Here is a 26,230-nt window from a genome sequence, read left to right on the forward strand (position 1 = left end):
CTTATTGGCTGCTGGCTGGGCCACAATAAGAAAGCGCCAGTGCGCGGCGTCCGCTGAGTGAGATGGCGCGCTGGAGTTGGCAGGTAATTGAATTCCATGAATGTGAGAAATCTGGATACGAGTCAATTCGATGAGATCCGCCCGTACCGGGACGATGAGGTGCGCCCGGCGCTGCGCCGTCTGGTAGAAGACCCGGAGATGTCCCGGGTGGTGGCCCACTTCCTGTTACCCGGCATGGCGAGCAAGCTGGAGCGGCCGCTGGCGTGGCTGGTGCGTCAGCTTGTGCGCTTTGAATTCCGCAAGGCGCACAATGTGCGCGGTGTGCAGGATGTGATCGCCAAGTACCTGGAGAAAGCCGTGAACCGCACCAGTTGCGGCCTGAGCATCTCCGGTCTCGATACCCTGCCAAAAGACCGGGCCTGCCTGTTTGTGAGCAATCACCGGGATATCGCCATGGACCCGGCGCTGGCGATCCTCGCCATGTATAAAGAAGGGCATGAGACATCCCGTATCGCTATCGGCGACAACCTGCTGTCCAAGCAGTTTGCCACCGACATTATGAAGCTGAACAAGTGCTTTGTGGTGAAGCGCAGCTCTGGCAGCCGCCGTGAGAAGCTAATGGCGGCGACCACTCTTTCCCGTTATATCCACCATTCCATCGTCAATGAGAACGAGCATGTGTGGATTGCCCAGCGCGCCGGCCGCGCCAAAGACGGTCGCGATCGTACCAACCCTGCACTGGCAGCCATGTTTGGTATGGCCAAGCCCAAGGAGCAGTCGTTTGCGGAGTTCTGGCGCGAGCTGCACATAGTGCCGCTGGCGATTTCCTACGAGTGGGACCCCTGTGACCGTCACAAGGCGCGCGAGCTGTATATCACCGAACACCAGGATGAGTATCAGAAGAAAGCACACGAGGACCTGGGCAGTATCGCCAAGGGCGTCGTGGGCCAGAAGGGGCACATTCACGCGGCCTTCGGCACGCCCATTGAGAAGGATTTCAGCGATGTCAGCGCATTGGCCGATGAGATTGACCGCCAGATTATCGGCAACTATGTGCTGCATCCCACCAACCTGATCGCCTACCAGATGATCTACGGGGAGGCCCCGAACCTGCCGGTAGGCTATCCGCCCAAGCCCTGGCACCCGGACGAGCACCAGGAAATCCGAGAACAGTTCGAGGCCCGCATGGCCAGGATTGACGAGCGCTGGCGGGACAAGGCTATCCAGGGTTATGCCAACCCTGTGGTATCGCGCCTGGCCTACGAATCTTAGTTCTTTCGGGGCTCCGAAGCTGGACCTGTGGCGGCGAAGCGCTGGGCAGGGGTTTTCAGGACCGCTGTGAATACATCCCTGTAAGCTTCGTCGCAAACGTCCCTGTTTGCGACGATCCTGAAAACCCCTGCCCAGCACTTCGCCTTCGCCATTACCTATGTTCTCTGCACGCGAAACCCGATTGGCTAAACCCTGAACAAGCATGGATAATGGCCGGCTGATTTAATCCATAGCGAAGCCAGCCGGTCCCCAGTGCTCAACGAAAAAGACAAAGAATCCATACAGAAAGCCTATCGCCAGTTTCTCAACGGCCGTGAACTGAAAGCGCGTTACGGCCAGAAACTGATGATTGCCGCCATTGCCCGGTCTTTGGGTGGTATCGAGCGCAATGGCGCCGGCGAGCGGGATCACGGTAAAACCGATGGGCAACACATCTGCGTGGTCGAGGCGGGCACCGGTACCGGTAAAACCGTCTCCTACCTGCTCGCCGCCATCCCCCTGGCCATCGCCCACGACAAGACCCTGGTGGTCTCCACGGCCACGGTGGCTTTGCAGGAACAGATCATCAACAAGGACCTGCCCGAGCTGATCCGCCACTCGGGCCTCAAATTCGAGGTTGCCCTCGCCAAAGGGCGCGGTCGCTACCTCTGCCTGTCCAAGCTCGATCAACTTCTCACTGAACTGACCTCCAGCGGCGTGGGCGCCTCCATGGCGCTGTACGAGGACGAAAAGCCCCAGGTGGACGAGGTGGGGGTCAAGCTGTACCGGGAAATGGCCGACCAGCTCTCCACCGGCAAATGGGACGGCGACCGCGATAACTGGAAGGACACCATCGAAGGCGAAGACTGGAGCCGCGTGACCACCGATCACCGCCAGTGCAGCGGCCGCCGTTGTCCCCATGTCAGTAGCTGCAGCTTTTTCCGTGCCCGCGAGAGCTTGGGGAAAAGCCGGGTGATCGTGGCCAACCACGATCTGCTGCTGGCAGACCTGGCCCTCGGCGGCGGGGCGATCCTGCCGGCACCGGAAGATTCCATTTATGTGCTGGACGAGGCACACCACCTGCCGGACAAGGCACTGAATCACTTTGCGCATCACAGTCGCGTGGGCGCCACCACCGGCTGGCTGGATCAGGCCAACAAGAACCTGAGCCAGTTGCTGGGCGAGATTGGTGACGGTGGCGAGCTGGATCGGGCGGGTGAAGATCTGCCCGCGCTGTTTACGTCGGCCAAGCAGAAGCTGGAAATGGCCTGGCCGCTGCTGGAAGACCTGTGTGAATTTGATGAAGACCGCCGCGGCGGTGGCTCCGGCCCCGGACGCAGTGCGCGCCACCGCTTTGAAGGCGGTGTGGTGCCGGAACCTCTGATGCAGCTGGCAGACCAGCTGCGGGAAGACTTCGACGAGATGGAAGCGTTGCTGGGCAAAATGGTGCAGGTGGCCCAGCGCATGATGGAAGACGCCCACAGCCCGGTGCCGATTGTGGATCTGGAACGCTGGTATCCGGTGCTGGGCGGCTGGCATGGCCGTGCCGAGGCGAACCTGGAACTCTGGGCCAATTACTCCCGCGCCGATGAGGGCAGTGTGCCCCAGGCGCGCTGGGTCACACTGGTGGACTGGGGTGGCTCGTTTGATTTCGAGGTATGCAGCTCACCGATCCTGGCAGGCAAGACCCTGGAATACAGTTTGTGGCGGCGCTGTTACGGCGCGGTGCTGACGTCGGCCACACTGACAGCGCTGGGCCGTTTCGACCGTCTTAAATTGCGTGCCGGGACCCCGGATAACGCCAGTTACGAAGTTGTGCCCAGCCCGTTTGATTTTTCTCGCGCGGAGCTGCGGGTGCCGAAAGATGCGGTGGAAGCCAACAATGCGGACCTGCATACCGACGCGGTGATTGAAGCGCTGCCCGGTTTGCTCAGTGACGAAGGTGTCGGTGGCGGCAGCGGCGGCGCCCTGGTGCTGTTTGCATCGCGCCGGCAGATGGAAACCGTGTACGAGTCGCTGCCCGGCACCTGGCGTAACCGTATCCTGATGCAGGGGCAGCAGTCCCGCCAGCAGTTACTGGACAGTCACAAGAAAAGCGTGGATAGCGGCGGCCACAGTGTGCTGTTCGGCCTGGCCAGCTTTGCCGAGGGGTTGGACTTGCCCGGCGACTACTGTCGCCATGTGATTATCGCCAAATTACCCTTTGCGGTGCCGGATGATCCCATCGAGGCCGCGCTGGCCGAGTGGATCGAGGCCAAGGGGGGCAACCCCTTTATGCAGATAACAGTGCCCGATGCGGCGCTGAAGCTGGTGCAGGCCTGCGGCCGCCTGTTGCGCACGGAGCAGGACAGCGGCGTCATTACACTGCTGGACCGGCGCATCGTCACCAAACGCTATGGCCGTGCCATGCTCGATTCCCTGCCGCCATTCCGGCGCCTGATCAACTGAACATCAAGCTGTTTTTTGCCTGGATTGTTATGAAGTCGATTTACCTGGATATCGCCACCCTTCTGCTGGAGCTGGAAGCCGAGCTGCGCAGCCTCGAGCTGTGGGAGGCGGAGCCGCCGGCGCCGGAGGCGCTGGCGAGCACCCAGCCGTTTTGTGTGGACACTTTGACCCTGCCCCAGTGGCTGCAGTTTGTGTTCCTGCCGCGCATGAGCCAGATGGTGGAGCTGGAGCATCCGTTGCCGCAGAACTGCGGCATCGCGCCCATGGCGGAAGAGTATTTCCGCGGAAGTTCTTTGTTGGCGGCCGGGCTGACGCGCAAATTAGCTGAGCTCGACGAGCGCCTGGAGCGAGGGTAGGGAGCAGGGGGTGCGGCTCGGGTGGCACGTGCCTGTCGCTTGATTCGTCCTGACTAGTTGGTACCATGCGGTCCAGTGAATAATCGGGCATTATCCACTTTTCACCCTCAGACGCTGCCGAGCCTCCCCTTGTTGGGCCCGGTGCAGTTGCTTCCCGGATAAGGTAACATCCGGGGTTTGCAAAAATCGGGTGACAGGGATGGCCCGAATTTGATACCGCCAGGATTACTTAAAAACAGCGCACAAGGGGTCGGTCTCCCGCCCTTAAGGTAGTAATAAACAGATGCGGTTTTTGCCTTCAATTTCTCTGTTGCTCGCAATGCAGCTACTGGCTGGTTGTGAAAGCCTGCTGCCCTCTGGAAAACCGGGCACCGCTGTAGAGCCCGTGTCGCCTGCCGTGGAAACGCCACTGGATCCTGCCCAGTGCCCGCCGGTGGAAGCCGTTGTCTGCGCAGAGCCGGAAATCAAAGTGGTGGAGCGGGTCATCGAGCGCAACTATGAAAAAGTTGTGGAGGTGCCTGTCGCCAAAGACAAACTGGTACTGGGCTCGGAAGAATTTTTTACCGTTGAGCCGGGTGGCGTGCGCCTGCGCTCTCTGGTTGATACCGGTGCTGCCACCAGCTCGCTCAGCGTACTGGAGTTGACCCCATTCGAGCGAGACGGCAGCAACTGGGTGCGCTTTAAACTGTCCGATGGCAGCGAGGCTGCGCCAAAAAAGATCGAGTTGCCGATCAAGCGCCATGTGCGCGTGGCGCGTCCGGGGTTTGACCGCCAGCGCCGGCCGGTGGTCACCATGAGCCTCACGGTGGGTGAAGTCACCCATATGGTGGAGGTGAACCTGGTCGAGCGCAGTGAGTTTGAGTTCCCGCTGCTGGTCGGGCGCAACTTCCTGAAAGATGCCGCGGTGGTCGATGTGAGCCGCAGGCAGGTACAAACGACACCAAGGCTCCCTTCCTTCAGCAAATAGTCCCTCGTATACCTGAAAGTGTGGGCCCGTCGCTGGCAGAACGGTCGGCAACAAGCAAAAATAAGCAGCCATAAGCTGCAAACAATCATTAATTGGGGAATGGCGAATGTCGCCACGGGCTCAGGTCTATATTCTCGCCGCGCTGCTTGCACTGATGGGCGCCGGCCTCACCATCTATAAAAACGTCGAACTCGGTTTCCCGCTGCTGCCGGGCGAATACCGTACCGTCTGGACCATTGAGGCCAAGGTGCGATTCACCGCCGATGGCGGGCCTGCCAAGGCCGCGCTGACCCTGCCGAGGGAGCAGCGCAACATGGAGGTGCTGGGGGAAACCTTCAGCTCTTCCGGTTACGGTTTCAACGTCATTCGTGAAGACGACGAGTACCGCGCAGTCTGGGCCAAGCGCCAGGCCAATGGCGTACAGTCGCTGTTCTACCAGCTTGATGTGCACCAGACCCCTGGTGCGGCGCTGGAGCAACCGCTGGATCTGAGTACCGAGGTGGTTAAGCCACTGCTCGGTGCCCGCGAGCAGGAGGCGGTCCGTCAGGCTATCTACTCGCTGGTGGGAACGGCCCGGGAGCGGTCTTCCGATACCCGTACCTTCACTTCCGAACTGCTGGTGGCATTGGCGGATAATCGCAATCAGGACCGCAACCTGATCTTTGGCTACTACAAGGGCCGCTCCTATGTCGATGTGGCACTGCTGGTACTGGCGGCCGCAGATATTCCGGCACACCGGATTCGCGGCCTGTACCTGGAAGATGATCGCCGTCGGCTGGACCCGGAAGATCTGCTGGAAATCTATGACGGCAAGCGGTGGGTGGTATTCGAACCCCTAAGCGCATCGCCCGGCGTGCCGAAAAACTTTTTCATCTGGCAGCGCGGCGGCAAGAGCTTGCTGGACGTCGAGGGTGGGCGCAATTCCGGTGTTACCTTCTCGGTGATTTCCAATGATGTGCCGGCGCGCGACGTGGCCATGTTGAGCACCAGCCAGGAAAAAGAAGCCCTGGTGGATTTCTCCATCTACAGCCTGCCGATTGAGCAGCAGAGTATCTTCAAGTTGATCCTGTTGGTGCCGGTTGGCGCACTGGTGGTGGTGTTGCTAAGGGTGTTTGTCGGCCTGCGCACATCGGGAACCTTTATGCCGGTACTGCTGGCCATTGCGTTTATCGAAACCCAGCTGTTCACTGGTCTCGCCATTTTTGTCCTGATACTGATTCTGGGGTTGTGGATTCGCTTCTATTTAAGTCGGCTTAACTTGCTCCTTGTGGCGAGGATCGCCGCCGTGGTGGTCACGGTGGTGATCCTGATGGGGGCCATCAGTGTGGTGAGCTACAAGCTGGGTATCGAGCAGGCACTGACGGTGACCTTCTTCCCGATGATCATTCTGGCCTGGACCATCGAGCGCATGTCCATCGTATGGGAGGAAGATGGTCCCTACGAAGTGGTGATACAGGCGGGTGGCAGCTTGCTGGTGGCGGTGATTGCCTGGTGGGTGATGACCAACCGCTACATCGAGCACTGGACGTTCAACTTCCCCGAACTGCTGCTGGTACTGCTGGGCTTCATCATGATTATCGGTAACTACACCGGTTACCGGGTGGGTGAACTGGCGCGATTCCGCCAGCTGGTGCGCTGATGATCCAGCTTCCGTCTTTTTTTCGCGGTGGTCTGGTTTCACCCTTCGCGCTGAGGCGGCTGGGGGTGCTGGGCATGAATGCGCGCAATGTGCATTACATCGCGCGCTACAACGACCGCGATAAATATCCCATCGTTGACGACAAGCTCAACACCAAGCGCCAGGCCAAGCGCTATCGCATCCCGGTTCCCGAGCTCATCGCGGCCTTTGAAACCCAACCCAGCCGCAAGCGGGTGATGGACGTCATCGAGCCGCTGGAGAAGTTCGTGATCAAGCCCGCGCGGGGCTCCGGTGGCAAAGGTATTCTGGTGATTGTGGGGCGTGACGGTGAAGACTATGTCAAACCCTCTGGCAACAAGGTCACCGCGCTGGACATCCAGCGTCATGTGAGCAATATCCACAGCGGCCTCTACAGCCTGGGTGGCAAACCCGACCGGGTAATGATCGAAGCGCTGGTGGATTTCGATCCGGTGTTCGACAAATACTCTTTCGAAGGCGTGCCAGATATCCGCGTGATCGTATTCCGCGGCTTTCCAGTAATGGCGATGCTGCGGTGCTCTACCCACGACTCCGACGGCAAAGCCAATTTGCACCAGGGGGCGGTGGGCGTGGGTGTCGACCTGGCTACCGGTAAGGCATCCCACGCGGTGCAGCGTGGCGTTCGTGTGGATATACACCCGGATACCCAGATGCCGTTTGCCGATCTGGAAGTGCCGGACTGGCGCGAGCTGGTGAAGCTGGCGGCCAGTTGCTACGAAATGACCGGCCTCGGGTATCTCGGCTGTGACATCGTGCTGGATCGCAAACGTGGGCCGCTGTTGCTGGAAGCCAATGCCCGTCCGGGGCTCGCCATCCAGATCGCCAACGGGATCGGCTTGCGCACGCGCCTGGAGCATATCGAGCAGATGGATCTGGAACAGCTGGAAAAAAATGTGGAAGAAAGGGTCGCGTATTCCATGGACTATTTTGCGGCGAAGCCAATGACGTAAACACGGCTTGGCCTGATGCAGAAAGTGCAGCGGATTTGATTCGATAAAAACAAAAGAGGCGAGCAAATGCTCGCCTCTTTTGCGTGTAAGACCTGCCTTTTTACAGGTTCTTCAGCGACTCCAGCTGCTCAGTAAAACGCACGCGGGCGCTTTCCAGTTCAGCCAGTCGTTCCCGCTCTTTGTTGACCACCGCCTCAGGGGCTTTGTCGACAAAATTCGGGTTTTTCAGTTTGCCGGCGACTTGCGCCAGGTTTTTATCCAGCTTGTCCAGCTCCTTCTGGACCCGGGCACTTTCCGCCTCTACGTCGATCAGGCCGGCCATGGGTACGAGCAGCTCCAGGTCGCCCACCAGTGCGGTGGAGGAGGCCGGAGCTTCAGCGCCTTTTTCCAGCCAGTCGATGGATTCCAGACTGGCCAGTTTGGTCAACAGGCTGCGGGTCTGCTTGAGCAGGGCCGCATCTCGTTCATCACCGTTGCGTAGGATCAGGGGGATTTTCTTCGCCGGGGAGATATTGATTTCACCGCGAATATTACGCACCCCTTCGATAACCTCTTTTAGCCAGGCAATGGCCGCTTCAGCGTTTTCATCGATGCGATGCTCGTTGGCTTCCGGGTAGGGCTGCAACATGATGGTGTCGCCGGCCTTGCCTGCCAGGGCTTTCACACGCTGCCAGACTTCCTCGGTGATATACGGCATCATCGGGTGCAGCAGGCGCAGGACGGTCTCCAGCACACGGATCAGGGTGCGGCGGGTGCCTTTCTTGACTGCGTCGCTGGCGTTGTCATCCCACAGTACCGGCTTGGACAGTTCCAGATACCAGCTGCAGTATTCACTCCAGACAAAATCGTACAGCGCCTGGGAGGCCAGGTCGAAGCGGTAGCTTTCGATGGCTTCTTTCACCGCGATCTCGGTGCGTTGCAGTTGCGAGATGATCCAGCGATCGGCAATGGACAGCTCGAAATCTTCGCTGCCGCCCTGCCCGCAATCGTGGCCTTCGCAGTTCTGCAGCACGTAACGCGACGCGTTCCAGATTTTGTTGCAGAAGTTGCGGAAGCCTTCAATGCGGCCTACATCGAACTTGATGTCGCGTCCGGTGGAGGCCAGCGAGTAGTAGGTGTAACGCAGGGCGTCGGTGCCATAGGCGGCGAGGCCCTCCGGGAATTCCTTGCGTGTCTGCTTTTCAATCTTTTCGCGCAGATGCGGCACCTGCATGCCCGAAGTGCGCTTCTGTACAAGACTCTCCAGGTCGATACCATCGATCAGGTCGATGGGGTCCAGCACGTTGCCCTTGGACTTGGACATCTTCTGGCCCTGGCCATCGCGCACCAGGCCGTGGACGTACACGTTTTTAAACGGCACTTCTTTTTTGAAGTACAGGGTCAGCATCATCATGCGAGCGACCCAGAAGAAAATGATATCGAAGCCGGTCACCAGCACGCTGGTGGGGTGGAAGGTGTTGAGCTCCGGTGTTTCTTCCGGCCAGCCGAGGGTGCCGAAGGTCCACAGGCCGGAGGAGAACCAGGTATCGAGTACGTCGTCGTCCTGACGCAGTTCGATATCGCCCAGATTGTGTTTCTCGCGCACTTCCTCTTCCGAGCGGCCAACATACACCTTGCCGTCGTTGTCGTACCACGCCGGGATGCGGTGGCCCCACCAGAGCTGGCGAGAAATACACCAGTCCTGGATGTCACGCATCCAGGAGAAGTACATGTTCTCGTAGTTTTTCGGCACAAATTCCACGCGGCCGTCTTCCACCACCTTGATGGCTTCCTCCGCCAGCGGCTGGGTTTTCACATACCACTGATCTGTCAGCCACGGCTCGATCACAACGCCACTGCGGTCACCGCGAGGGACCTTCAATGTGTGCGGCTCGATTTTTTCCAGCAGGCCCAGGGCATCCAGGTCTTCTACTACCTGCTTGCGCGCAGCGAAACGCTCCATGCCGCGGTATTTCTCCGGCACGTTGTCGTTCAGGTTCGCATCCTGATCCAGGATGTTGATCATCTCCAGATTGTGGCGCTGGCCCATTTCGTAGTCGTTGAAGTCGTGGGCCGGGGTGATCTTCACACAGCCGGTACCGAACTCTAGGTCGACATAGTCGTCGGCGATGATCGGAATTTCACGGTCCGCCAGCGGCAGTTTGATGGTCTTGCCAATCAGGTGCTTGTAGCGCTCGTCTTCCGGGTGCACCGCCACGGCGGTATCACCCAGCATAGTTTCCGGGCGGGTGGTGGCGACTACAAGATGGCCGGAGCCGTCGGTCAGCGGATAGCGGAAGTGCCACAGGCTGCCCTGTTCTTCCTCGTTCAGCACTTCCAGATCGGAAATGGCGGTGTGCAGTTTCGGGTCCCAGTTCACCAGACGCTTGCCGCGGTAGATCAGGTCGTCTTCGTACAGGCGGATAAAGACTTCCTGCACCGCCTTGTAGAAGCCGTCGTCCATGGTGAAGCGCTCGCGGGACCAGTCCGGGCTGGCGCCGAGGCGACGCAGCTGGCGGGTGATATTGCCGCCGGACTCTTCCTTCCACTCCCACACCTTTTCGATAAATTTGTCGCGGCCCAGCTCGTGGCGATTCTTGCCCTCGGCGGCCAGCAGGCGCTCTACCACCATCTGGGTGGCGATACCTGCGTGGTCAGTGCCCACCTGCCACAGGGTGTTGTCGCCTTTCATGCGGTGGTAGCGAATCAGTGCATCCATGATGGATTCCTGGAAACCGTGGCCCATATGCAGGCTGCCGGTGACGTTGGGCGGCGGAATCATGATGGAGTAGGGGGCGGCCTGGGTATCGCCGGAGGGTTTGAAGTAACCACTCTCTTCCCAGGTTTTGTACCACTGCTGTTCGATGGCGTTTGGCTGGTATGTCTTGTCCATGCGCGGGGGAATGCCTTGCTTTGAATCGCTTTGCCGCCCGGGGCCGGCTATGCGGTCACTCGAGGCGAATGAGTCTGTGAAAAAGGGGCGGAATTATACCGCCGGCGACAGCCGGGGCAAAAGGTATGGCCGGGTTAGTCGGATTTGGTGTCTTCCGGGTAGATTTCGTTGACCATCAGGGTGATGTTGGCGCGCAGCTGTCGCTCGAGTTCGGGCAGCTGCTCGGCCATCAGTTGCTCAATGAGGCGCTCGCGCGCACTGGGGACCGGTGCGGTGTCCTCTCCAGGAGAGGTATCCGCTGCCGCGTCATCGCTAGCCGGGGCTTTGGGTGCGGCTGGCGCCGCTGGTTTCGCGATGCTTTCCTCTGGCGCTGTGCCGGAAGACTCCGCTTCCGCACGCGGAACCCTGCCGCCGGTTAGGCGGGCGCGAATGTGTGGTGGCAGAAAGGGGTTCTCGGTCAGCGCGGCGGGCAGTGGCTTGTGCGCGCTGGCGGCTGGCCTGGCGGTGGGTTGCCTGGTTGCCGTCTGCTGGGTTGCGGTCTCACTGCGGGTGTCTGCAGCGGGCTTGCTGTCGGCTACCGGCTCCGCTTTTTGAGGGGCTGGGGCCGGCTTACGCGGGGCGTCGAACAGGCCCGGTTGAAACTCTTCCTTGGCGCTTTCCTGGCTCGGAGGGGCAGGCTTTTGATCGCTGAGTTCCGCTGCCTCTGGCTGATCTGCGCTTTCCGCAGGTGGCTCGTGGCGCGGCAGGTTCTGCAGCGGGCGCAACAGTTCGCGGTCGGTTTCGCTCAGCAGCGGGGTGTATTCCTCAACCGGCTCCTCATCGACGGGACTGAACAGGATGGGCAGGTCGGCTTCCTGCAGCGGGCGCGGAGAGACAGGTGCCGGCTGGTTCCCATGCGGGCTCTCGGGCTTGCCGTCCACCTCTTTTGCGGGTGCTGCCACCTGATCCAGCAGGGGGATATCCGCCTCCATGTCGCTGCCGAGCAGGTCGCGGAGAGAGTTGAGCTCGCTGAGCAGCTCTCCGGGCGGCTGGCCGTGGCGATGTTTTCTGTTTTTCTTGCGACCGGACATGGAGCTGGCTTTGCTTTCCGCTTGGGATCAGTTGGGTATTTTGTGTGATTGTAACGGATATCCACGATCGCGGAAGTGACTGTATCGCGTTCTCGAGCGGGCGAGGGAGTCCGGGTGCTGGCAGACGATTTCCGCCAGACGGTCAAACCGGCTGAACCAGCCGGGAATGTCGGTGCACAGGTTGATGAGCAGGCCGTGGTGCTGGCCGGGATCTTCGCCGCTATTGATTTCAATGGCGGCCTGCTGGTCGAGGTTCTGTGGCGCATGGGGCAGGAAGCTGTCTTCCCGAAAGGTCCACAGGCGTTCGTCCAGTTGCTCGGCCTGCTGCGGGCTGTCCACGGCGATCAATACCCGCAGGCCGTTGCGGAACGCTTTTTCGGCAAGACGGCAGGCAAAGTCCGGAATTGCATCTGGATTCTCTGAGGCCAAAACGTAGAAGTCGATACGGGTCATCGGCGATCGCTTTCAATACACAAATGGTCATTGCGAAGGCGCCGATGCTCGGTGCAGCTTTGTGAAACCTTCCGCGAGAGGGACCTCGCGGAAGAGCCCCCATGGATGGGTTTACGGCGTGTTTCACAAAGCTGCACCGGGTAGCGGCGCCGCCACTTCGGTTGTTCCGTGCTCCGGAATCTAGAGCGGTAGCGGTGCAGGGGCTGGTGACGATTTACGAGACACGAGCTAGGCGCCCCCCCCGATAACCCATCCATGGGGGCTCGGACGCGGCCATCCGGGCCGCGTACGGTCTCGCAAATCGTCACCAGCCCCTGCACTTTCGCGTCAGCTGTTTTGCTTCGGTTGAACCAGAATCTTCACTTTTTATTCAGGATGTATTGCAGCAACAGCGGCACCGGGCGTCCGGTAGCGCCTTTGGCGGCACCGGATTTCCAGGCGCTGCCGGCGATATCCAGGTGGGCCCAGTTGTAGTCTTCGGCAAAGCGCGCCAGGAAGCAGGCGGCGGTAACGGAGCCGGCTTCGCGGCCACCGATGTTCTGCATATCGGCAAAATTGGAGTTCAGCATCGGCTGGTACTCGTCCCACAAGGGCATGCGCCAGGCGCGGTCACCGGTGGTTTCACCGGCAGCCAGCAGCTCGTCGGCCAGTTTGTCCTGATTGGCATACAGGCCTGTCGCATGGTTGCCGAGGGCGATGACACAGGCCCCGGTGAGGGTGGCCACGTCGATCACCACGCTGGGCTTGAACTTGCCCGCCCAGGTGAGGGCGTCGCACAGTACCAGACGGCCTTCCGCGTCGGTGTTCAGGATCTCGATGGTTTTGCCGCTCATGGAGGTGACGATATCACCGGGCTTGCTGGCGCGGCCGCTGGGCATATTTTCCGCAGCGGCAACCACACCCACCACGTTGACCGGTGCATTCATTTCCACCAGCGCGTTCATCACGCCAAACACACTGGCTGCGCCGCACATGTCGAACTTCATTTCATCCATCTGCATGCCCGGCTTAAGGCTGATGCCGCCGGTATCGAAGGTGATGCCCTTGCCCACCAGTACAATCGGCTTCTGGCCGGTCTTGCCACCCTTGTAGTTCATCGCGATCATCGCCGCCGGCTCGTCGCTGCCCTTGGCGACGCTCATGAACGCGCCCATGCCGAGGGATTCCATTTTCTTGTTGTCGAGAACCGTGGTGGTCAGCTTTGCGTGTTTTTTGGCCAGTGCCTTGGCCTCGGAGGCTAAATAGCTGGGGGTGCAGATATTGCCGGGTAGGTTGCCCAGCTCGCGGGCAATATTGCTGCCCATGGCCTGGCCGCTGCCAAGATCCACACCCTTCTGTGTGGCCTTCAGCTGCTTTTTGTCGGCAGCGTGTACGATGAATTTGGCCAGCGGGTAGGGTTTGGCGTCGCTGTGACAGCGGGTGAATTTGTAGCCAGCGAGACCGGCAGCTAGCGTAATCTGCTGTGCCTGCCAGGTCGCATCCACGCCTTCGACAGAAACCTCGGAGAGGTAGCTGGTGGCATCTTTCAGGGACTTCACCCCATTGGCGCTGGCACTGGCCAGCTTGCGGAACTCGGTGGCGGAAACGGGCGTTTTACTGGTGCGCACCAGCAACACACGCTCGGCGCTGCCATCCAGGGTAGGAACCAGAAGGGTGCTGCCGGCGGCACTGCCGAGGTCGCCGCGCTTGAGCAGCTTCGCCAGATTGCCGCCATTTGCCTTGTCGAGAATACTGCCGCTATCGGTGAAGCGATTTTTGTTGTCGACGGCGAGAATGGCGCAAGCGCTGCGCTGTTTGCTGATATCGGTGACCTTGGCGGTGAACTGCATGTAAATGGTTCCTTGATGTTCTTTGGGCCCCGCGGCTCTTCCCGCAGCTCTTAAGGGCTCGATGCGAGCGGTCTGTCGCGGCGCCGGTTGTGAGCGGACCGAGACATTGCCGGGCTTTTTGGTGATAATGCGCCGCACAAGTTTAACCCGAGAAGGATCGGATTGCTTGATCCGGTGTCCTATCCGGATGTATCTAAACTGGAATTTGGCATTCCACTCGCTTCTTTTTTCGAACCGCAATCAGGGACGCTGGACGCTCAGTGATTATTTTCCGCTACCTCTGTCGCGAACTGCTTGGCGCGACCCTGGCCGTCAGTGCCGTGTTACTGCTGATGGTGATGAGTGGCCGTTTTGTGAAGTACCTGGCGGAGGCCGCGTCGGGCGAGCTGTCTGCAGGTATTCTGTTCTCGCTGATGGGGTATCGCTTGCCCGGCTTTCTCGAACTGGTGATCCCGCTTGGGTTCTTCGTGGGCATTCTGCTGGCCTACGGGCGTCTGTATATAGAAAGCGAAATGACCGTGCTGCACGCCTGTGGTTTCAGTGAACGCCAGTTGCTGCGTTATACCCTGGTGCCGGCGCTGCTGGTGGCGGCCTTTGTTGCCGCCATGAGCCTGTATCTGACGCCCACCGGCATCGAGCGTACCTCCCACCTGCTGACGGCGGATAAAACCCGCAGCGAATTTGATCACCTGGTGCCGAAGAAGTTTGTCGCCACCAGTGGCGGCCGCGCGGTGTATTACGCCGAAGGTCTCAGTGACGACAAATCCACCATGCACGATGTGTTTCTCGCCGAGCTGGGCAATTCCCGCGGCAACATGGAAACAGATCACCAGATTGTTACCGTGGCCCGCGAAGGGGTGCAGCGCATCGATCCGGCCTCCGGGCTGCGTTACCTGGTGCTCCGCGATGGCTACCGGTACGAGGGCGTGCCGGGGCAGAGTGACTACCGGCAGATGGCATTCGACAGTTACGAGGTGCTGCTGGAAATTCCACGCCTGCGCACCAAGTCCAGTGAAAAGCTGCAGTCCATGTCTACCGCTGCGCTGTGGAAAAGCGACAATCCCCGCGAACGGGTCAACCTGCACTGGCGCTTCAGTTTGCCGGTGCTGGTATTGGTCGTGGCCATTCTGGCGGTGCCCCTGAGTCGTACCAATCCCCGTCAGGGACGCTATGCCAAGATGATCCCCGCGGTGCTGCTGTACATCGTTTATCTGGTTGCCCTGCAGAGTGTGCGCGGTGCCATTGAAGACGGCAAGATTGAACAGGCGTGGGCGATCTGGCTGGTGCACCCGCCGTTTTTGATTCTGGGGCTGTTACTGCTGGGTGGGCGCAATCACAAGCCGCGCAAGCGTCGCGCCGAGCCCCCCGCAGGTGACGCGAATGGAGGTGCCCATGTCCCGGCTTGATCGTTATATCGCCCGCACCGTCACCATGGCGATTCTCGCGGTGCTGCTGGTTATTCTCGGCCTGGACGTAATCTCAGCGATCGTTGACCAGCTGGGTGACCTTGGGGACGGCTACCAGTTTATGAACATGCTGGAGTACATACTCTGGTCGCTACCGGAACGTATATATAGCCAGCTGGGCTTTTCTGCGCTGGTGGGCTGTATGGTGGGTCTGGGAACCCTTGCCGGCACCAGTGAGCTGACGGTGATGCGGGCCGCGGGTATATCCATTGGGCGTATTGCATGGGCGGTTATGAAGCCGGTGCTGGTGCTGATCGTACTGGGACTGGCGCTGGCTGAACTGGTGATTCCGGTCACCAACCAGACGGCAGAGAGCCGCAAGGCGATTGCCCAGGGTGAGCTGGAAAATTCCGGCCTGGAGCAGGGGTTGTGGCTCCACGATCGCGATGAGTTTGTCCACTTTAATGCCGCCCTGCCGGGTGGCACCCTGTTTGGCATCACTCGTTATCGGTTTGATGAGGATCGTCAGTTGCAGCGGGTGGTGTTTTCCGAGCGCGGGCTGTATGAAGATGGCCGCTGGACGTTGCAAAACAGCCGGCAGACCAGCCTGACCCCCGAGCGTGCCACCAGCAGTCAGGAGGCGCGTTCCTTCTGGGAGTCGGATATTTCACCGGATCTGTTCTCCCTGGTGGTGCCCATGCCGGCGGATCTGTCGCCGCGCAATCTCTGGTCCTACGGCAAGTTTCTCGATCGCAAGGGCGAAGATTCAGCCCGTTACTGGCTGGCGTTCTGGCGTAAGGTATTGCAGCCGCTCACCATCGCGGGTTTGGTGATGATGGCGATTTCGTTTATTTTCGGGCCTCTGAGGGAGGTGACCACCGGCTTGCGGGTGTTTACCGGGGTGATCGTGGGGATTGTGTTCCAGACGGTGCAGGATATGCTCGGCCCATCGTCGGTTGTGTTCGGGTTTTCCCCGTTTATCGCCGTACTCGTGCCCATTCTGGCGAGCTTTCTGCTCGGCTGGTTGCTGCTGAAGCGGGCGCGCTAACCGCGCCCCTCACTTCTACATCACAGGCTTCTGCTCAGCCTACAGTTTCTTTTCTTTCTTCTTTTTTGGCAGTCGCCGAACTTCGGAGTCCGAGGCCAGGTCGTGCCAGCTGGCACCGTCGGCGCGCAGGTAGCCCCATAGAAACCCGAGGCAGAACACACCCAGCGACACCGGGCCAACCAGTGCACGGATAAAGCACTGGTACCAGCTCAGCTGTACACCGTTATTGTTGGCTACCATCAGGCGCCAGGCGCGCATGCCGATGGTTTGCCCTGCGGCGCGCCAGGACCAGAAAAAATAGCCCGCTGTAACCAGCAGCAGGCCGAACCGATACAGGGGGCCGCCGACGCAGGGGGTATAGTCCAGGTGTTCCGGTTGGCACTGCAGGCCACCAAAGGTGGTCGCCACCATCATCGCAAAGAATCCATACACCATCCAAAGCCCGGCAACGATCAAAATATCGTAAATCAACGCCATCAGCCTTGGCAGCACGCCGGCGTGGGGAAGTTGGTTGAACTGGGTGGGCGCCTTGACTGAATCGGGCACGGTCGTCTCCGCTAGTTTGAACTGGCGGGGATTCTAGCAAAAAGCAGGGCGAGAGGGGCGGAGAGGGGAAGGGAGGGCGTGCGCCCTCCGCTCAGAACTCGTACTGTACGGAAATCTTGAACTTGTCGTCGGACAGCCGGAAATCGTAATCCAGCGCGCTGTTGAGCCGGCCGCCGCTCTGGGTATAGCGCAACAGGGGATGTTGCTTGCTGCGCTTGTGTTGTTCCATATAGGTTTTGAAGCCCATCTTCAGGATTTCGTTCACTGCGCGGCCGCCGGTCACATTGTGTGTTTGGTCCGGGCGGGTGTGTAGCTCCAGCCATTGATGGTTCAGGCGTCGATGTACCATGCCCATGGAGTTATTGCGCAGGTTTTCCGCGGATTCATACAGGGCCTGGTTGTCCATGCCAAAGGCGCTATCGATAAAGAAGGCGTTGTCGGCTTGAAGGTTCAGTGCGCTGGTGGAATCGGGAATGAAAATATCGTCGGCGAGCAAGTGGGTGGAAACAGGAAGAAAAGCCAGTGCGACCACGGCCGGCAAGCGGCAGGCATGACGTCTATTGAAGCGAAACCGAATACTGCGAGTTTCCATTTTTCCACCCCGGGGCGTTTTACTTGGCTCAGAACGCTGATGAACAGCTACTGAATTTATTATGGCTCACCCTTTATAAACCGTTGTATCTCACAGTTTCCGGTACTTTGCCAATGAAAAGCCTGACTGCTGTGGGTTTCCTGGTCATGTTCGTTAAGGCCGCGCCATTGCTGAATATTTAGAGTCTTGCCCGGTTTACGGGGGCTGCGCTGAGGTTTCCGCCAATGTTTTTTAGGAACAAAACTTTTTAGTTTTAGGGGCGCTTTATAAAAAAATTGTCTAGTGGCCCAGATATTGGATCACTAGTTATCGGGATGGTTCGTCAGTCATGGGACGATTGGCGTCAAAGTGGTCGGAAATGAATGGTGGGTCGGTGAGCAAGGCTGCGCGCTGATCGGGCAAGTAAGAACCAGTGCATCGAGCACTGGTTGACAGCGCTGTCTTTTTCATTAAGGTGGATGCTTGACCGAATCGAATATTTCCTGCTTCACCACATAAGAACACTAGGGCATCGGTGCTCGATGCTTCATCTATAAAGAGAAGATTGATGAAACGGCTTCCCCTTTTTGCCAGCCTGGCGTTGTCCGCCTTTATCGCATCCTGCGCAGACCCCGAGTCCGCGGGCGAGTCTCCGTCAGGCGCGGTTGCCGCAGCGCCAGAGCGTATCGCTACCCATTTTGATGTCACCCAGGAAGTGCTCGTCAACTTCCAGGGCGCCGATGCGGCGCTTCGCGCCCAGTGCAAAAAGGCCGGGGGTAGCGGAGCAACTTGCTTCACGTACCGGATCAGCCTGATCAACAATGGCCCGGCCATTGGCGCCGATGAGCGTGACTGGCAGCTGTATTTCCACAGCGTGCGCCGCGCCTTGGCCCTGACTAACAGTGATGCCTTCACACTGGAGCGGGTCAATGGCGATCTGCATCGGCTGACGCCAACGGATTCTTTCGCGGGGATCGCCAGTGGTGAAACGCTGCCGCTGGACTTGCTCGCCGAGAACTGGATACAGTTTGAATCGGACTTCCAGCCGCGCCTGTTTGTGGTAGGTGCGGATGGAGAGCCCCTGGTGATCCGCTCCACGGACACCGACGACCTGAGTGATATGGTGCTGCCGATCACCAAGAACGATCCGAACAACTGGAAGCGGGCGGCGGATGATGCCAACACCCTCGCTACCGCCGCGAGCCGCTTCGCACAATTTTCCGCAGATGCTGCGCCCGTAGCCGAGAGCGGCTGGCGCAGCCGTATTATTCCCCAGCCCGTGTCGATGACCCTACCGCAAGGTGCATCGGTGGTGTTGCCACAGGGTATTGCCCTGGCGGCGGAAGGTTTGAGCGGTGGCAGTGTTGCGGCACTGGAGCAGCGCATTGCGACACTTGGCCTGGCTGCAGATGGCGCCAAAGGGTATCCGGTGGTGGTGGCCGTGAACGCGGATGCGTTCGAGGGGCAGCCAGCGGGCGCGTATCGGCTTTCCGTCACTGAGGAAGGTGCTAGCGTGAGTGGCGCCGACGAGAGCGGTGCTTTTTATGGCGTCCAGTCTTTGCTGGCGTTGGTGGACCTGAGCAGCAACAGCCTGCCGCAGGCGGTGGTCGAGGATGCCCCGCGTTTTCCCCATCGTGGTCTGTTCCTGGATGTGGGGCGTAACTTCCACAGCAAGGAAGTGGTGCTGAAAATGCTCGACCAGATGGCGGCGTACAAGCTGAATCGGTTCCACTTCCATCTCTCGGATGACGAGGGTTGGCGGCTGGAAATTCCGGGCCTGCCGGAGCTGACCGAGATTGGCGGCCAGCGCTGTTTCGATCTGGACGAAAATCGCTGCCTTTTGCCACAGCTGGGCTCCGGCCCCAATACCGATAACTTCGGCAGTGGCTTCTACAGCGTGGAGGACTATGTCGAGATCCTGCGCTACGCGGCGGATCGCCAGATCGAGGTGGTGCCGGAATTCGATATGCCCGCCCATGCCCGAGCGGCCGTTGTGGCGATGGAGGCGCGCTACCGCAAGTTGCAGCCGTCCGATCCGGCTGCGGCCGAAGCCTATCGCCTGATCGATCCGCAGGACGATACCCAGTACCTGTCGGTCCAGTTTTACAACGACAGCTATATCAACCCCTGTATCGATTCGACCTATCGATTTGTGGGCAAGCTGATCAGTGAAGTCAAAGCCATGCACGATACCGCCGGTCATCCGCTGCAGAGCTGGCATTTCGGTGGCGATGAGGCCGTCAATATTCTGGCCTCCGATAGCTTTGAGGTCGGCCCGGGGGAAAACCCGGAGAAGGGGGATGTCACCGCGGAACAGCGCAACAAACCCTGGAGCAATTCCCCGCAGTGCCAGAAACTGATCGCCAGTGGCGAAGTGAACGCCATTGATGAACTGGGCGAGCTCTACGCCAAACGTGTCAGCAAGCTGGTGGCGGATGCGGGCATTCCCACCATGGCGGCCTGGAACGACGGTGTGAAGAAAATCAGCGATGCGGACCGGGAGTTGGCGACCGAGCACAACTACGTGAATTCCTGGGCGCCGCTGTTCTGGGGCGGTGGTGACGAGAGCGTGCACTTTGCCGAAACCGGATTCGACCTGGTGCAATCCCACTCCGATTTCCTGTACTTCGATATGCCGCAGGAAATCGATCCGAAAGAGCGTGGTTATTACTGGGCATCGCGCTACACCGATACCCGCAAAACCTTCAGCTACACGCCGTTGAATACGGCCCAGCTGGCGGAACTGTATCCCAACCGGGACGGTCGCGGCTGGACCGCGACCTCGCCATCGGAGGATTTTGCCGCCAGTGTGCGCGGTATCCAGGGGCAGTTGTGGAGTGAGGTGGTGCGCACCGATGAGGCAGTGGAGTATCAGGTGTATCCGCGCCTGCTGGCACTGGCCGAACGCGCCTGGCATCAGGCGTCGTGGGAGCTGCCACTGAAGCAGGGGCAGACGTTCTCCGCGGAAACTGCCTTTGTCGACAAGCGGGCACTGGCAAAAGACTGGTCCAGCTTTTCCGCGGCACTGGGGCGGAAGGAACTGCTGAAACTGGATCGTGCCGGTATTGGCTACCGGGTGCCGGTGCCCGGTGCAATCGTCGCAGACGGACAGGTGAAAACCGCCTTGCCGTACCCTGGCCTGGCGCTGGAGTACTTTGACGGGCACGCCTGGCAGGCGCTGACCGATGACGTGGCGCCAGAGTCTGTGAAATCGGTCCGTGCGCGCAGTGCCGATGGCGAACGTGCCGGGCGTGCGGTGGCGCTGGATACGGCCCAAGCCCTCTAGACCATTATTCTGGTAGCGGGTGCCCGGCAATCGGGCGCCCGGTTATTAATACCGGCCGGCTCACTCTTTTCACCCTGATATCCGGCTCAGGACCTTCCTCGCCTCACTCTCCTGCTTTTTCACTTCGCACCATCCACTGCGAGCTCCCGACGGCGCGTGTCTACAATTGCTGGAGCAGTCCCCGGTAACGGCGGGGGAATCTCTCACGGATTTCGGAATTGCTCGGCTATTACCGCTCGGTTTGCGCTTTTTCATGGGGTTTCGGTGTTAGATTGCGCCATACACGCCCGATGTCGGTGGTGCCATCTACGCATAAACATAATTTTTAACAGGGAGAAGGCCATGGCGCGAAGCAAGGTGTATGACTACGTAATTGTCGGCGGGGGCTCCGCGGGGTGCGTACTCGCCAACCGGTTGAGTGCGGACGAGCAGAACCGGGTGTGTCTCCTGGAGGCGGGCCCGTCTGATCACAGCCTCCTTATCCAGATGCCTGTTGGCATTGGCTACCTGCTTCCCGGCAAGCGCTTTAACCTGCACCACTACACCGAGCCCCAGCCCAACCTGGATAATCGTCGCCTGTTCTGGCCGCGCGGACGTGTGCTGGGTGGCAGTAGCGCGATCAATGCCATGATCTACACCCGTGGCAATCCGGGTGATTACAATGCCTGGGAAGCCGCGGGTAACCCGGATTGGGGCTGGTCCGGCATGTTGCCGTATTTCCTGCTGGCGGAGGGCAACCAGCGGGGCAGTGATGCCTACCATAGCGGCTTCGGGCCACTCGCGGTCTCAGACCTGAAGTGGAAATCGGCGGCCGGCGAGGCGTTCCTGGGCGCCGCCCGCGAAGCCGGGCACCGGCTCAATCACGACTTTAACGGGCACCAGCAAAACGGGGTGGGTTTCTACCAAGTCACCCAGAAGTTTGGCCGCCGTTGCTCGGCTGCCACAGCCTACCTGTATCCGGTTAAAAATCGCCCGAACCTGAGTATTTTCACCAGTGCGCCCGCCGCCAGACTGGAATTCAAGGGCGATCGTGTTGCCGCGGTTCGGATGCTCAATGGCGATCGTATCGTCGCCAATAAAGAGGTGATCCTGAGCGCCGGGGCCATTCAGTCGCCGCAGTTGCTGATGCTTTCAGGGGTTGGGCCCGAAGAACAACTGAAAAAACTGGGTATTGTTCCCCAGTGCCATCTGCCCGGTGTTGGGCAGAACCTGCAGGATCACCTGGACATTACCCAGGTGGTGCAGACGAATACAGCCGTCGGGTTTAACGATGCCCTTTGGCCCAAACTAAAAGCCGCACTGCATTTCCCCGAGTACCTGCTGCTCAATCGCGGCATGTTGACCAACAACGTCGCCGAGGCCGGCGGTTTTGCCAGTTCCAGTGTGGCGGGCGAGTATCCGGATATTCAGTTCCACTTGAGTGCGGTGCCTCTGTTTAACCACGGGTTTACCAAAAAGCCGGGCAACGGCTACTCCCTGCATGCGTGTGCCCTCCGTCCCAAAAGCCGTGGCAGCATTTCCCTGGCCTCCCGGGATCCCAAAGCGTTGCCGGTGATACAGCCCAATTATCTGTCCCATCCCGAGGACCTTCAGGTGCTGGTAGAGGGATTCGAAATGGTGCGAGAGATTATCGAGAAAAGCGCGTTGAAAACCGTGCACAAAGACTGGTGGTCACCGGCGCAAGCTTTGCGTGAGCCGGACGCCATTACCGACTTTATCCGTAAGAATGCAGAAACCATTTACCATCCCGTCGGCACCTGCAAAATGGGGCAGGATGAGATGGCGGTTGTGGATAGCGCGTTGCGTGTACGTGGCGTCGATGGACTGCGTGTGGTGGATGCCTCCATAATGCCCACCCTTATCAGTGGTAACACCAATGCGCCGGTGATTGCCATTGCGGAAAAAGCGGCAGAGATGATCCTCGAAAAGTCCGCGGTTCATCAGCAGCAGGAAATCAGCGAAAGCGTATGATCTGGCAGTGCCCGCATTGTAAACAACCCCTCGACTTGCAAGCGCAAAGCTGGCGGTGTGCCACCGGGCACAGCTTTGATCGCGCCAAGGAAGGGTACGTCAATCTTTTGCCGGTTCAGCAAAAGCGCAGTCGGGAGCCGGGGGATTCGGCAGAAATGCTCAATGCACGCCGCCGGTTCCTCGAAGTGGGGCATTACGAACCACTGGCTGACGCCATAGGCGCGCAGTTGCGGAGCCATTGCGCGGCGCCGGCACAGCTTCTGGACCTGGGCTGTGGCGAAGGCTGGTATGCGCGCAGGCTATCGGAGCGGGGCTGGCCGGATGCGCAGATCGCCGGGGTAGATATTGCCAAAGCCGGTGTCCGGCTGGCGGCAAAAAAACAGCCCCGGGCGCACTTTGCTGTAGCCTCGAACTATCATCTTCCCGTGGCCGATCACAGTGTGGACGCCATTTTGCGCGTATTTGCCCCGGGGCCTGCCGAGGAACTGGTGCGGGTGCTCAGGCCCGGTGGAATTTTACTGGACGTGTCGCCGGGCCCGGATCATCTGTGGACGCTAAAAAGCCGGCTGTATGAAAAACCGCAGCCGCACGAGGCACCGGCTTCCTTGGACGGACTCGACGCGGTGAGTGAAATGCGCTGTGTATTTCCCCTCGTGATAAATACGAACGCGCAAGTGCGGGATTTTCTCTCCATGACCCCGTTCGCCTGGAAAGGGCGTGCGGAGGCCCGTGAAGCACTGGAGCGGGAGGACGCATTGCTGCTGGAGGCAGATTTTTTGCTGCGGGTTTTCATGAAGAATTCAGGACAGGAAGAGTAAGTGGCGACGCCGCGAGATTTTCGTTTTATGCAGCAGGCCCTGACACTCGCCGCCCAGGGCGCCGAACTCGGTGAAGTGCCGGTGGGCGCTCTGGTGGTGCTCGACGGAGAGGTAATTGGCGAGGGGTTCAATCAGCCAATTTCTGCGTCCGATCCCAGTGCCCATGCCGAGGTGATGGCGCTGCGTGCTGCCGCGGCCAGGCAGAAGAATTATCGCCTGCCGGGTGCCACGCTGTATGTGACCATTGAACCCTGTACCATGTGTTTCGGCACCCTGATTCACGCCCGTATCGCGCGCCTGGTGTACGGTGCCCCTGAGCCGCGCGCCGGTGTGGTGGCCAGTCAGTTACAGTTGGCCGAACAGACGTTTTTCAACCACAAAATTGCGGTGGAGGGCGGGGTGATGGCCGACGAGGCCGGCACCCTGGTGCGGGAGTTCTTCCAGAAAAGACGTTAGAGCAACGTTAGAATAGACGCTAGATATGTTGTTGACGCTCCTTATCAATTCGCTATTGGTCGCGGCGGCGGTCGTGCTTCACCATGAAGCACTCAACTTCCTGTTTTGGTTGGGACGTAAAGTCAGTGTGCGTCGCAACGTGAATGTGCTGATTGGGGTGTTCGGTGCACTGGTGGCGCACGTTGTCGAAATCTGGATGTTTGCCCTCGGTTACCTGTATATGTATCACTCGCCCTATTTCGGTACGCTGGAAGGGAACTTTAACGGCACCCTGATTGACTGCGTCTACTTTTCCTTTACCACCTATACCTCGCTTGGTATTGGCGATATCGCGCCCCATGGCGCCCTGCGTTTCACCGCCGGGCTCGAAGCGCTAACCGGACTGGTGCTGATCACCTGGACGGCCTCCTTCCTGTTTCTGAAAATGCAGCGCTACTGGCAGCGAGAGCTGGGTCAGCGTTAGCCTCCCCACACGTCACAGGTTTCCTCTTGTTCCGCTACTCGCTAGCTGCGGTATCTGCTGCAGTCTGGCCACCGCTCGTTTGCCTCCGAAAATGGGTGTGATACCTTGAGCCGGTTCTGGTAACCCTTTGACCGGCGTTTTGTCAGCTATTTTTTCAATCGCTTTTTCTTTTGAATGTCAGGGCCAATTTATGACAGGAAATCCTATGAAAAATACATTGTCGATCATGTTACTCGCGTTGCTTTGCAGCTCTGCGCTAATGGGGTGTGACAGCAGGGCTCCACAACCGGGAAAAGAGCGCGAAGAAAAAGCGATAGAAGTAGCACCGGAGGGCGAGACCGGTGACCAGACCAGTGAGGCTGACCCGGAACTCGACGAGATTGCGCAGGCGTATGTCCGTCTGGTGCTCACCCTGGGGAATCACGACAAAAGCTATGTAGATGCCTATTACGGCCCTGAGCAATGGAAGACGGATGCTGCGGCGGATACCGCCTCTCCGGCGGAGCTGGCAAGCCGCGCAGAAGGGCTGCTGGCCAGATTGCCGGGAGAAATCACGCCGGCGGGCGACCTGCAGACTCTGCGTAAGCACTACCTCAAAACCCAGCTGACTGCGCTCGCGGCGCATGCGCACCATATTGCCGATGCGAGCTTCCGCGATTTCCAGGAAGAGGCCAAGGCGCTTTACGACACCGAGCCCCCGGTGCAGACCTATGCCGAGTTTGACCCGGTACTGGCCCAGCTGGAGCAGGAATTGCCCGGCGATGAGCCGCTACATGTGCGGGTACAGCAATTCCAGCAACAGTACCGCATACCGGAGGACAAACTGGAAGTGGTATTCAACGCCGCCATTGACGAGTGCAAAAAGCGCACGCTGGCACATATGTCGTTGCCGTCCACAGAAAGCTTCAAGCTGGAATACGTGCAGGACAAGCCGTGGAGTGGTTACAACTGGTATCAGGGAAAGGCCCACAGCCTGATTCAGATCAACTCCGGGTTGCCCATCTACATTGATCGTGCCGTAGACCTGGGTTGTCACGAGGGCTACCCGGGGCATCACACCTACAATGCACTACTGGAGCAGAAACTGGTACAGGAGCAGGGGTGGCCCGAGTACAGCGTGTATCCTCTGTTCAGTCCCCAGTCGCTGATTGCGGAAGGCAGTGCCAACTACGGTATCGAGCTGGCGTTCCCCGGCGCGGAGAAAACCCGTTTCGAGCAGGAAACCCTGTATCCACTCGCCGGCCTGGATCCCGCCACTGCAGAAAAATACCAGCGCGTTCTGTCGCTGTTGGCGCAGCTTAAGTTTGCGGAAAACATCGTTGCCCGGGAATATATCAATGGCAAGATCGACCGCGACGAGGCCGTTGCCCGTTTTCAGAAATACACGGCCATGAGCCCGGAGAAGGCGGCGCAGCGTGTGCAGTTTGTGGATACCTACGGCGCGTACGTGATCAACTACAACTGGGGCAAGGCGCTGGTGAAGCAGTATATCGAGGGAAACACGGAATCCAGCGACGCGCGCTGGCAGAAATTTTCCCGTCTACTCTCATCGCCGCGACTGCCTTCTTCCTTGAACTGGTAATACGGTCGTCGGCTATCGATTTATCTACGTACGTTATCTGCATGAGGGGTGGGAGTCCTACCCACCCTACATTTCTTTACACATTTCCCTGCACATTTTCCTGCAATTTTTTACGACCTGAATGTCGCCTGAATTCCGCTGACGGAAATTTTCCTATCGGAATGTTCGCAAAGGAGGTTTTCCACAGGCTTGGCGTGAAAATTATTTTG

Annotated in this window: 20 protein-coding genes; 14 read left to right on the forward strand and 6 right to left on the reverse strand. The window is 59.3% G+C overall.

Translation table 11 applies throughout. The features are described from left to right. The first annotated feature begins 96 nt into the window (after nucleotides 1–96). The 6 genes from JF535_RS08470 to JF535_RS08495 all read left to right on the forward strand — a co-directional run bounded on the left by JF535_RS08470 (nucleotide 97) and on the right by JF535_RS08495 (nucleotide 7,650). Nucleotides 97–1,272, forward strand: a complete 1,176-nt coding sequence (locus tag JF535_RS08470) for a 1-acyl-sn-glycerol-3-phosphate acyltransferase (protein WP_207001181.1) — start codon at nucleotides 97–99, stop codon at nucleotides 1,270–1,272. A 252-nt stretch (nucleotides 1,273–1,524) separates the two neighbouring features. Further along, the gene (gene dinG, locus JF535_RS08475; RefSeq protein ID WP_207001183.1) at nucleotides 1,525–3,699 is read left to right on the forward strand and encodes an ATP-dependent DNA helicase DinG; all 2,175 of its coding nucleotides are present in this window, start codon (nucleotides 1,525–1,527) and stop codon (nucleotides 3,697–3,699) included. Between the two features lie 29 nt (nucleotides 3,700–3,728). Continuing rightward, nucleotides 3,729–4,055, forward strand: coding sequence for a YqcC family protein (locus tag JF535_RS08480; RefSeq protein ID WP_207001185.1), 327 nt, complete (start codon nucleotides 3,729–3,731; stop codon nucleotides 4,053–4,055). Between the two features lie 292 nt (nucleotides 4,056–4,347). Next, on the forward strand, nucleotides 4,348–5,022 hold the full coding sequence (locus JF535_RS08485; RefSeq protein WP_207001187.1) for an ATP-dependent zinc protease family protein: 675 nt from the start codon (nucleotides 4,348–4,350) through the stop codon (nucleotides 5,020–5,022). 106 nt (nucleotides 5,023–5,128) lie between these two features. Further along, nucleotides 5,129–6,661: an inactive transglutaminase family protein gene (locus JF535_RS08490; protein ID WP_207001189.1), complete on the forward strand. Its 1,533-nt coding sequence runs from the start codon at nucleotides 5,129–5,131 to the stop codon at nucleotides 6,659–6,661. After that, entirely contained in the window at nucleotides 6,661–7,650 is a 990-nt protein-coding gene (locus JF535_RS08495) for an alpha-L-glutamate ligase-like protein (protein ID WP_207001191.1), read from the forward strand. Before JF535_RS08490 ends, JF535_RS08495 begins: the two co-directional genes overlap by 1 nt. Before the next feature lie 100 nt (nucleotides 7,651–7,750). Here the strand turns inward: JF535_RS08495 and JF535_RS08500 are convergent, their stop codons facing one another. The 4 genes from JF535_RS08500 to JF535_RS08515 form a co-directional block, all read right to left on the reverse strand. After that, entirely contained in the window at nucleotides 7,751–10,522 is a 2,772-nt protein-coding gene (locus JF535_RS08500; protein ID WP_207001199.1) for a valine--tRNA ligase, read from the reverse strand. A 134-nt stretch (nucleotides 10,523–10,656) separates the two neighbouring features. Next, a complete protein-coding gene (locus JF535_RS08505) occupies nucleotides 10,657–11,592 on the reverse strand; it encodes a hypothetical protein (protein ID WP_207001201.1) in 936 nt (311 codons plus the stop codon). 27 nt (nucleotides 11,593–11,619) lie between these two features. Next, nucleotides 11,620–12,045: a DNA polymerase III subunit chi gene (locus tag JF535_RS08510; RefSeq protein ID WP_207001202.1), complete on the reverse strand. Its 426-nt coding sequence runs from the start codon at nucleotides 12,043–12,045 to the stop codon at nucleotides 11,620–11,622. Nucleotides 12,046–12,404: 359 nt separating this feature from the next. Next, nucleotides 12,405–13,874 carry a leucyl aminopeptidase gene (locus JF535_RS08515; protein WP_207001204.1) on the reverse strand — a complete coding sequence of 490 codons (1,470 nt, stop codon included), beginning with the start codon at nucleotides 13,872–13,874 and terminating at the stop codon, nucleotides 12,405–12,407. A gap of 260 nt (nucleotides 13,875–14,134) precedes the next feature. Here JF535_RS08515 and lptF point away from each other — a divergent pair, with 260 nt between their 5' ends. Together lptF and lptG are read left to right on the forward strand one after the other, a co-directional pair. After that, entirely contained in the window at nucleotides 14,135–15,280 is a 1,146-nt protein-coding gene (gene lptF / locus JF535_RS08520) for an LPS export ABC transporter permease LptF (protein ID WP_207001207.1), read from the forward strand. Beyond that, complete coding sequence (lptG, locus tag JF535_RS08525; protein ID WP_207001209.1) at nucleotides 15,267–16,328, forward strand: LPS export ABC transporter permease LptG; 1,062 nt, start codon at nucleotides 15,267–15,269, stop codon at nucleotides 16,326–16,328. The genes lptF and lptG overlap by 14 nt, the downstream gene beginning before the upstream one ends. 39 nt (nucleotides 16,329–16,367) lie before the next feature. Here lptG and JF535_RS08530 read toward each other — a convergent pair whose 3' ends face one another. Next, a complete protein-coding gene (locus JF535_RS08530) occupies nucleotides 16,368–16,874 on the reverse strand; it encodes an RDD family protein (protein ID WP_207001211.1) in 507 nt (168 codons plus the stop codon). Nucleotides 16,875–16,965: 91 nt separating this feature from the next. Then, nucleotides 16,966–17,466, reverse strand: a complete 501-nt coding sequence (locus JF535_RS08535) for a hypothetical protein (RefSeq protein WP_242523767.1) — start codon at nucleotides 17,464–17,466, stop codon at nucleotides 16,966–16,968. Between the two features lie 547 nt (nucleotides 17,467–18,013). On the opposite strand from JF535_RS08535, the gene JF535_RS08540 reads away from it, so the two are divergent. From JF535_RS08540 to JF535_RS08565, 6 genes are all read left to right on the forward strand, one after another. Then, nucleotides 18,014–20,731: a family 20 glycosylhydrolase gene (locus JF535_RS08540; protein WP_207001213.1), complete on the forward strand. Its 2,718-nt coding sequence runs from the start codon at nucleotides 18,014–18,016 to the stop codon at nucleotides 20,729–20,731. A 342-nt stretch (nucleotides 20,732–21,073) separates the two neighbouring features. After that, the gene (locus JF535_RS08545) at nucleotides 21,074–22,702 is read left to right on the forward strand and encodes a GMC family oxidoreductase (RefSeq protein ID WP_207001215.1); all 1,629 of its coding nucleotides are present in this window, start codon (nucleotides 21,074–21,076) and stop codon (nucleotides 22,700–22,702) included. Beyond that, nucleotides 22,699–23,520, forward strand: a complete 822-nt coding sequence (rlmA, locus tag JF535_RS08550) for a 23S rRNA (guanine(745)-N(1))-methyltransferase (RefSeq protein WP_207001217.1) — start codon at nucleotides 22,699–22,701, stop codon at nucleotides 23,518–23,520. Before JF535_RS08545 ends, rlmA begins: the two co-directional genes overlap by 4 nt. Further along, nucleotides 23,521–23,976, forward strand: a complete 456-nt coding sequence (gene tadA / locus JF535_RS08555) for a tRNA adenosine(34) deaminase TadA (RefSeq protein WP_479724303.1) — start codon at nucleotides 23,521–23,523, stop codon at nucleotides 23,974–23,976. A gap of 73 nt (nucleotides 23,977–24,049) precedes the next feature. Continuing rightward, on the forward strand, nucleotides 24,050–24,439 hold the full coding sequence (locus JF535_RS08560; RefSeq protein WP_340674148.1) for a potassium channel family protein: 390 nt from the start codon (nucleotides 24,050–24,052) through the stop codon (nucleotides 24,437–24,439). A gap of 205 nt (nucleotides 24,440–24,644) precedes the next feature. Further along, nucleotides 24,645–26,021, forward strand: coding sequence for a hypothetical protein (locus tag JF535_RS08565; RefSeq protein ID WP_207001219.1), 1,377 nt, complete (start codon nucleotides 24,645–24,647; stop codon nucleotides 26,019–26,021). Nucleotides 26,022–26,230 lie beyond the last annotated feature (209 nt).

This window comes from Microbulbifer salipaludis (genome assembly GCF_017303155.1).
Lineage (GTDB): Bacteria > Pseudomonadota > Gammaproteobacteria > Pseudomonadales > Cellvibrionaceae > Microbulbifer > Microbulbifer salipaludis.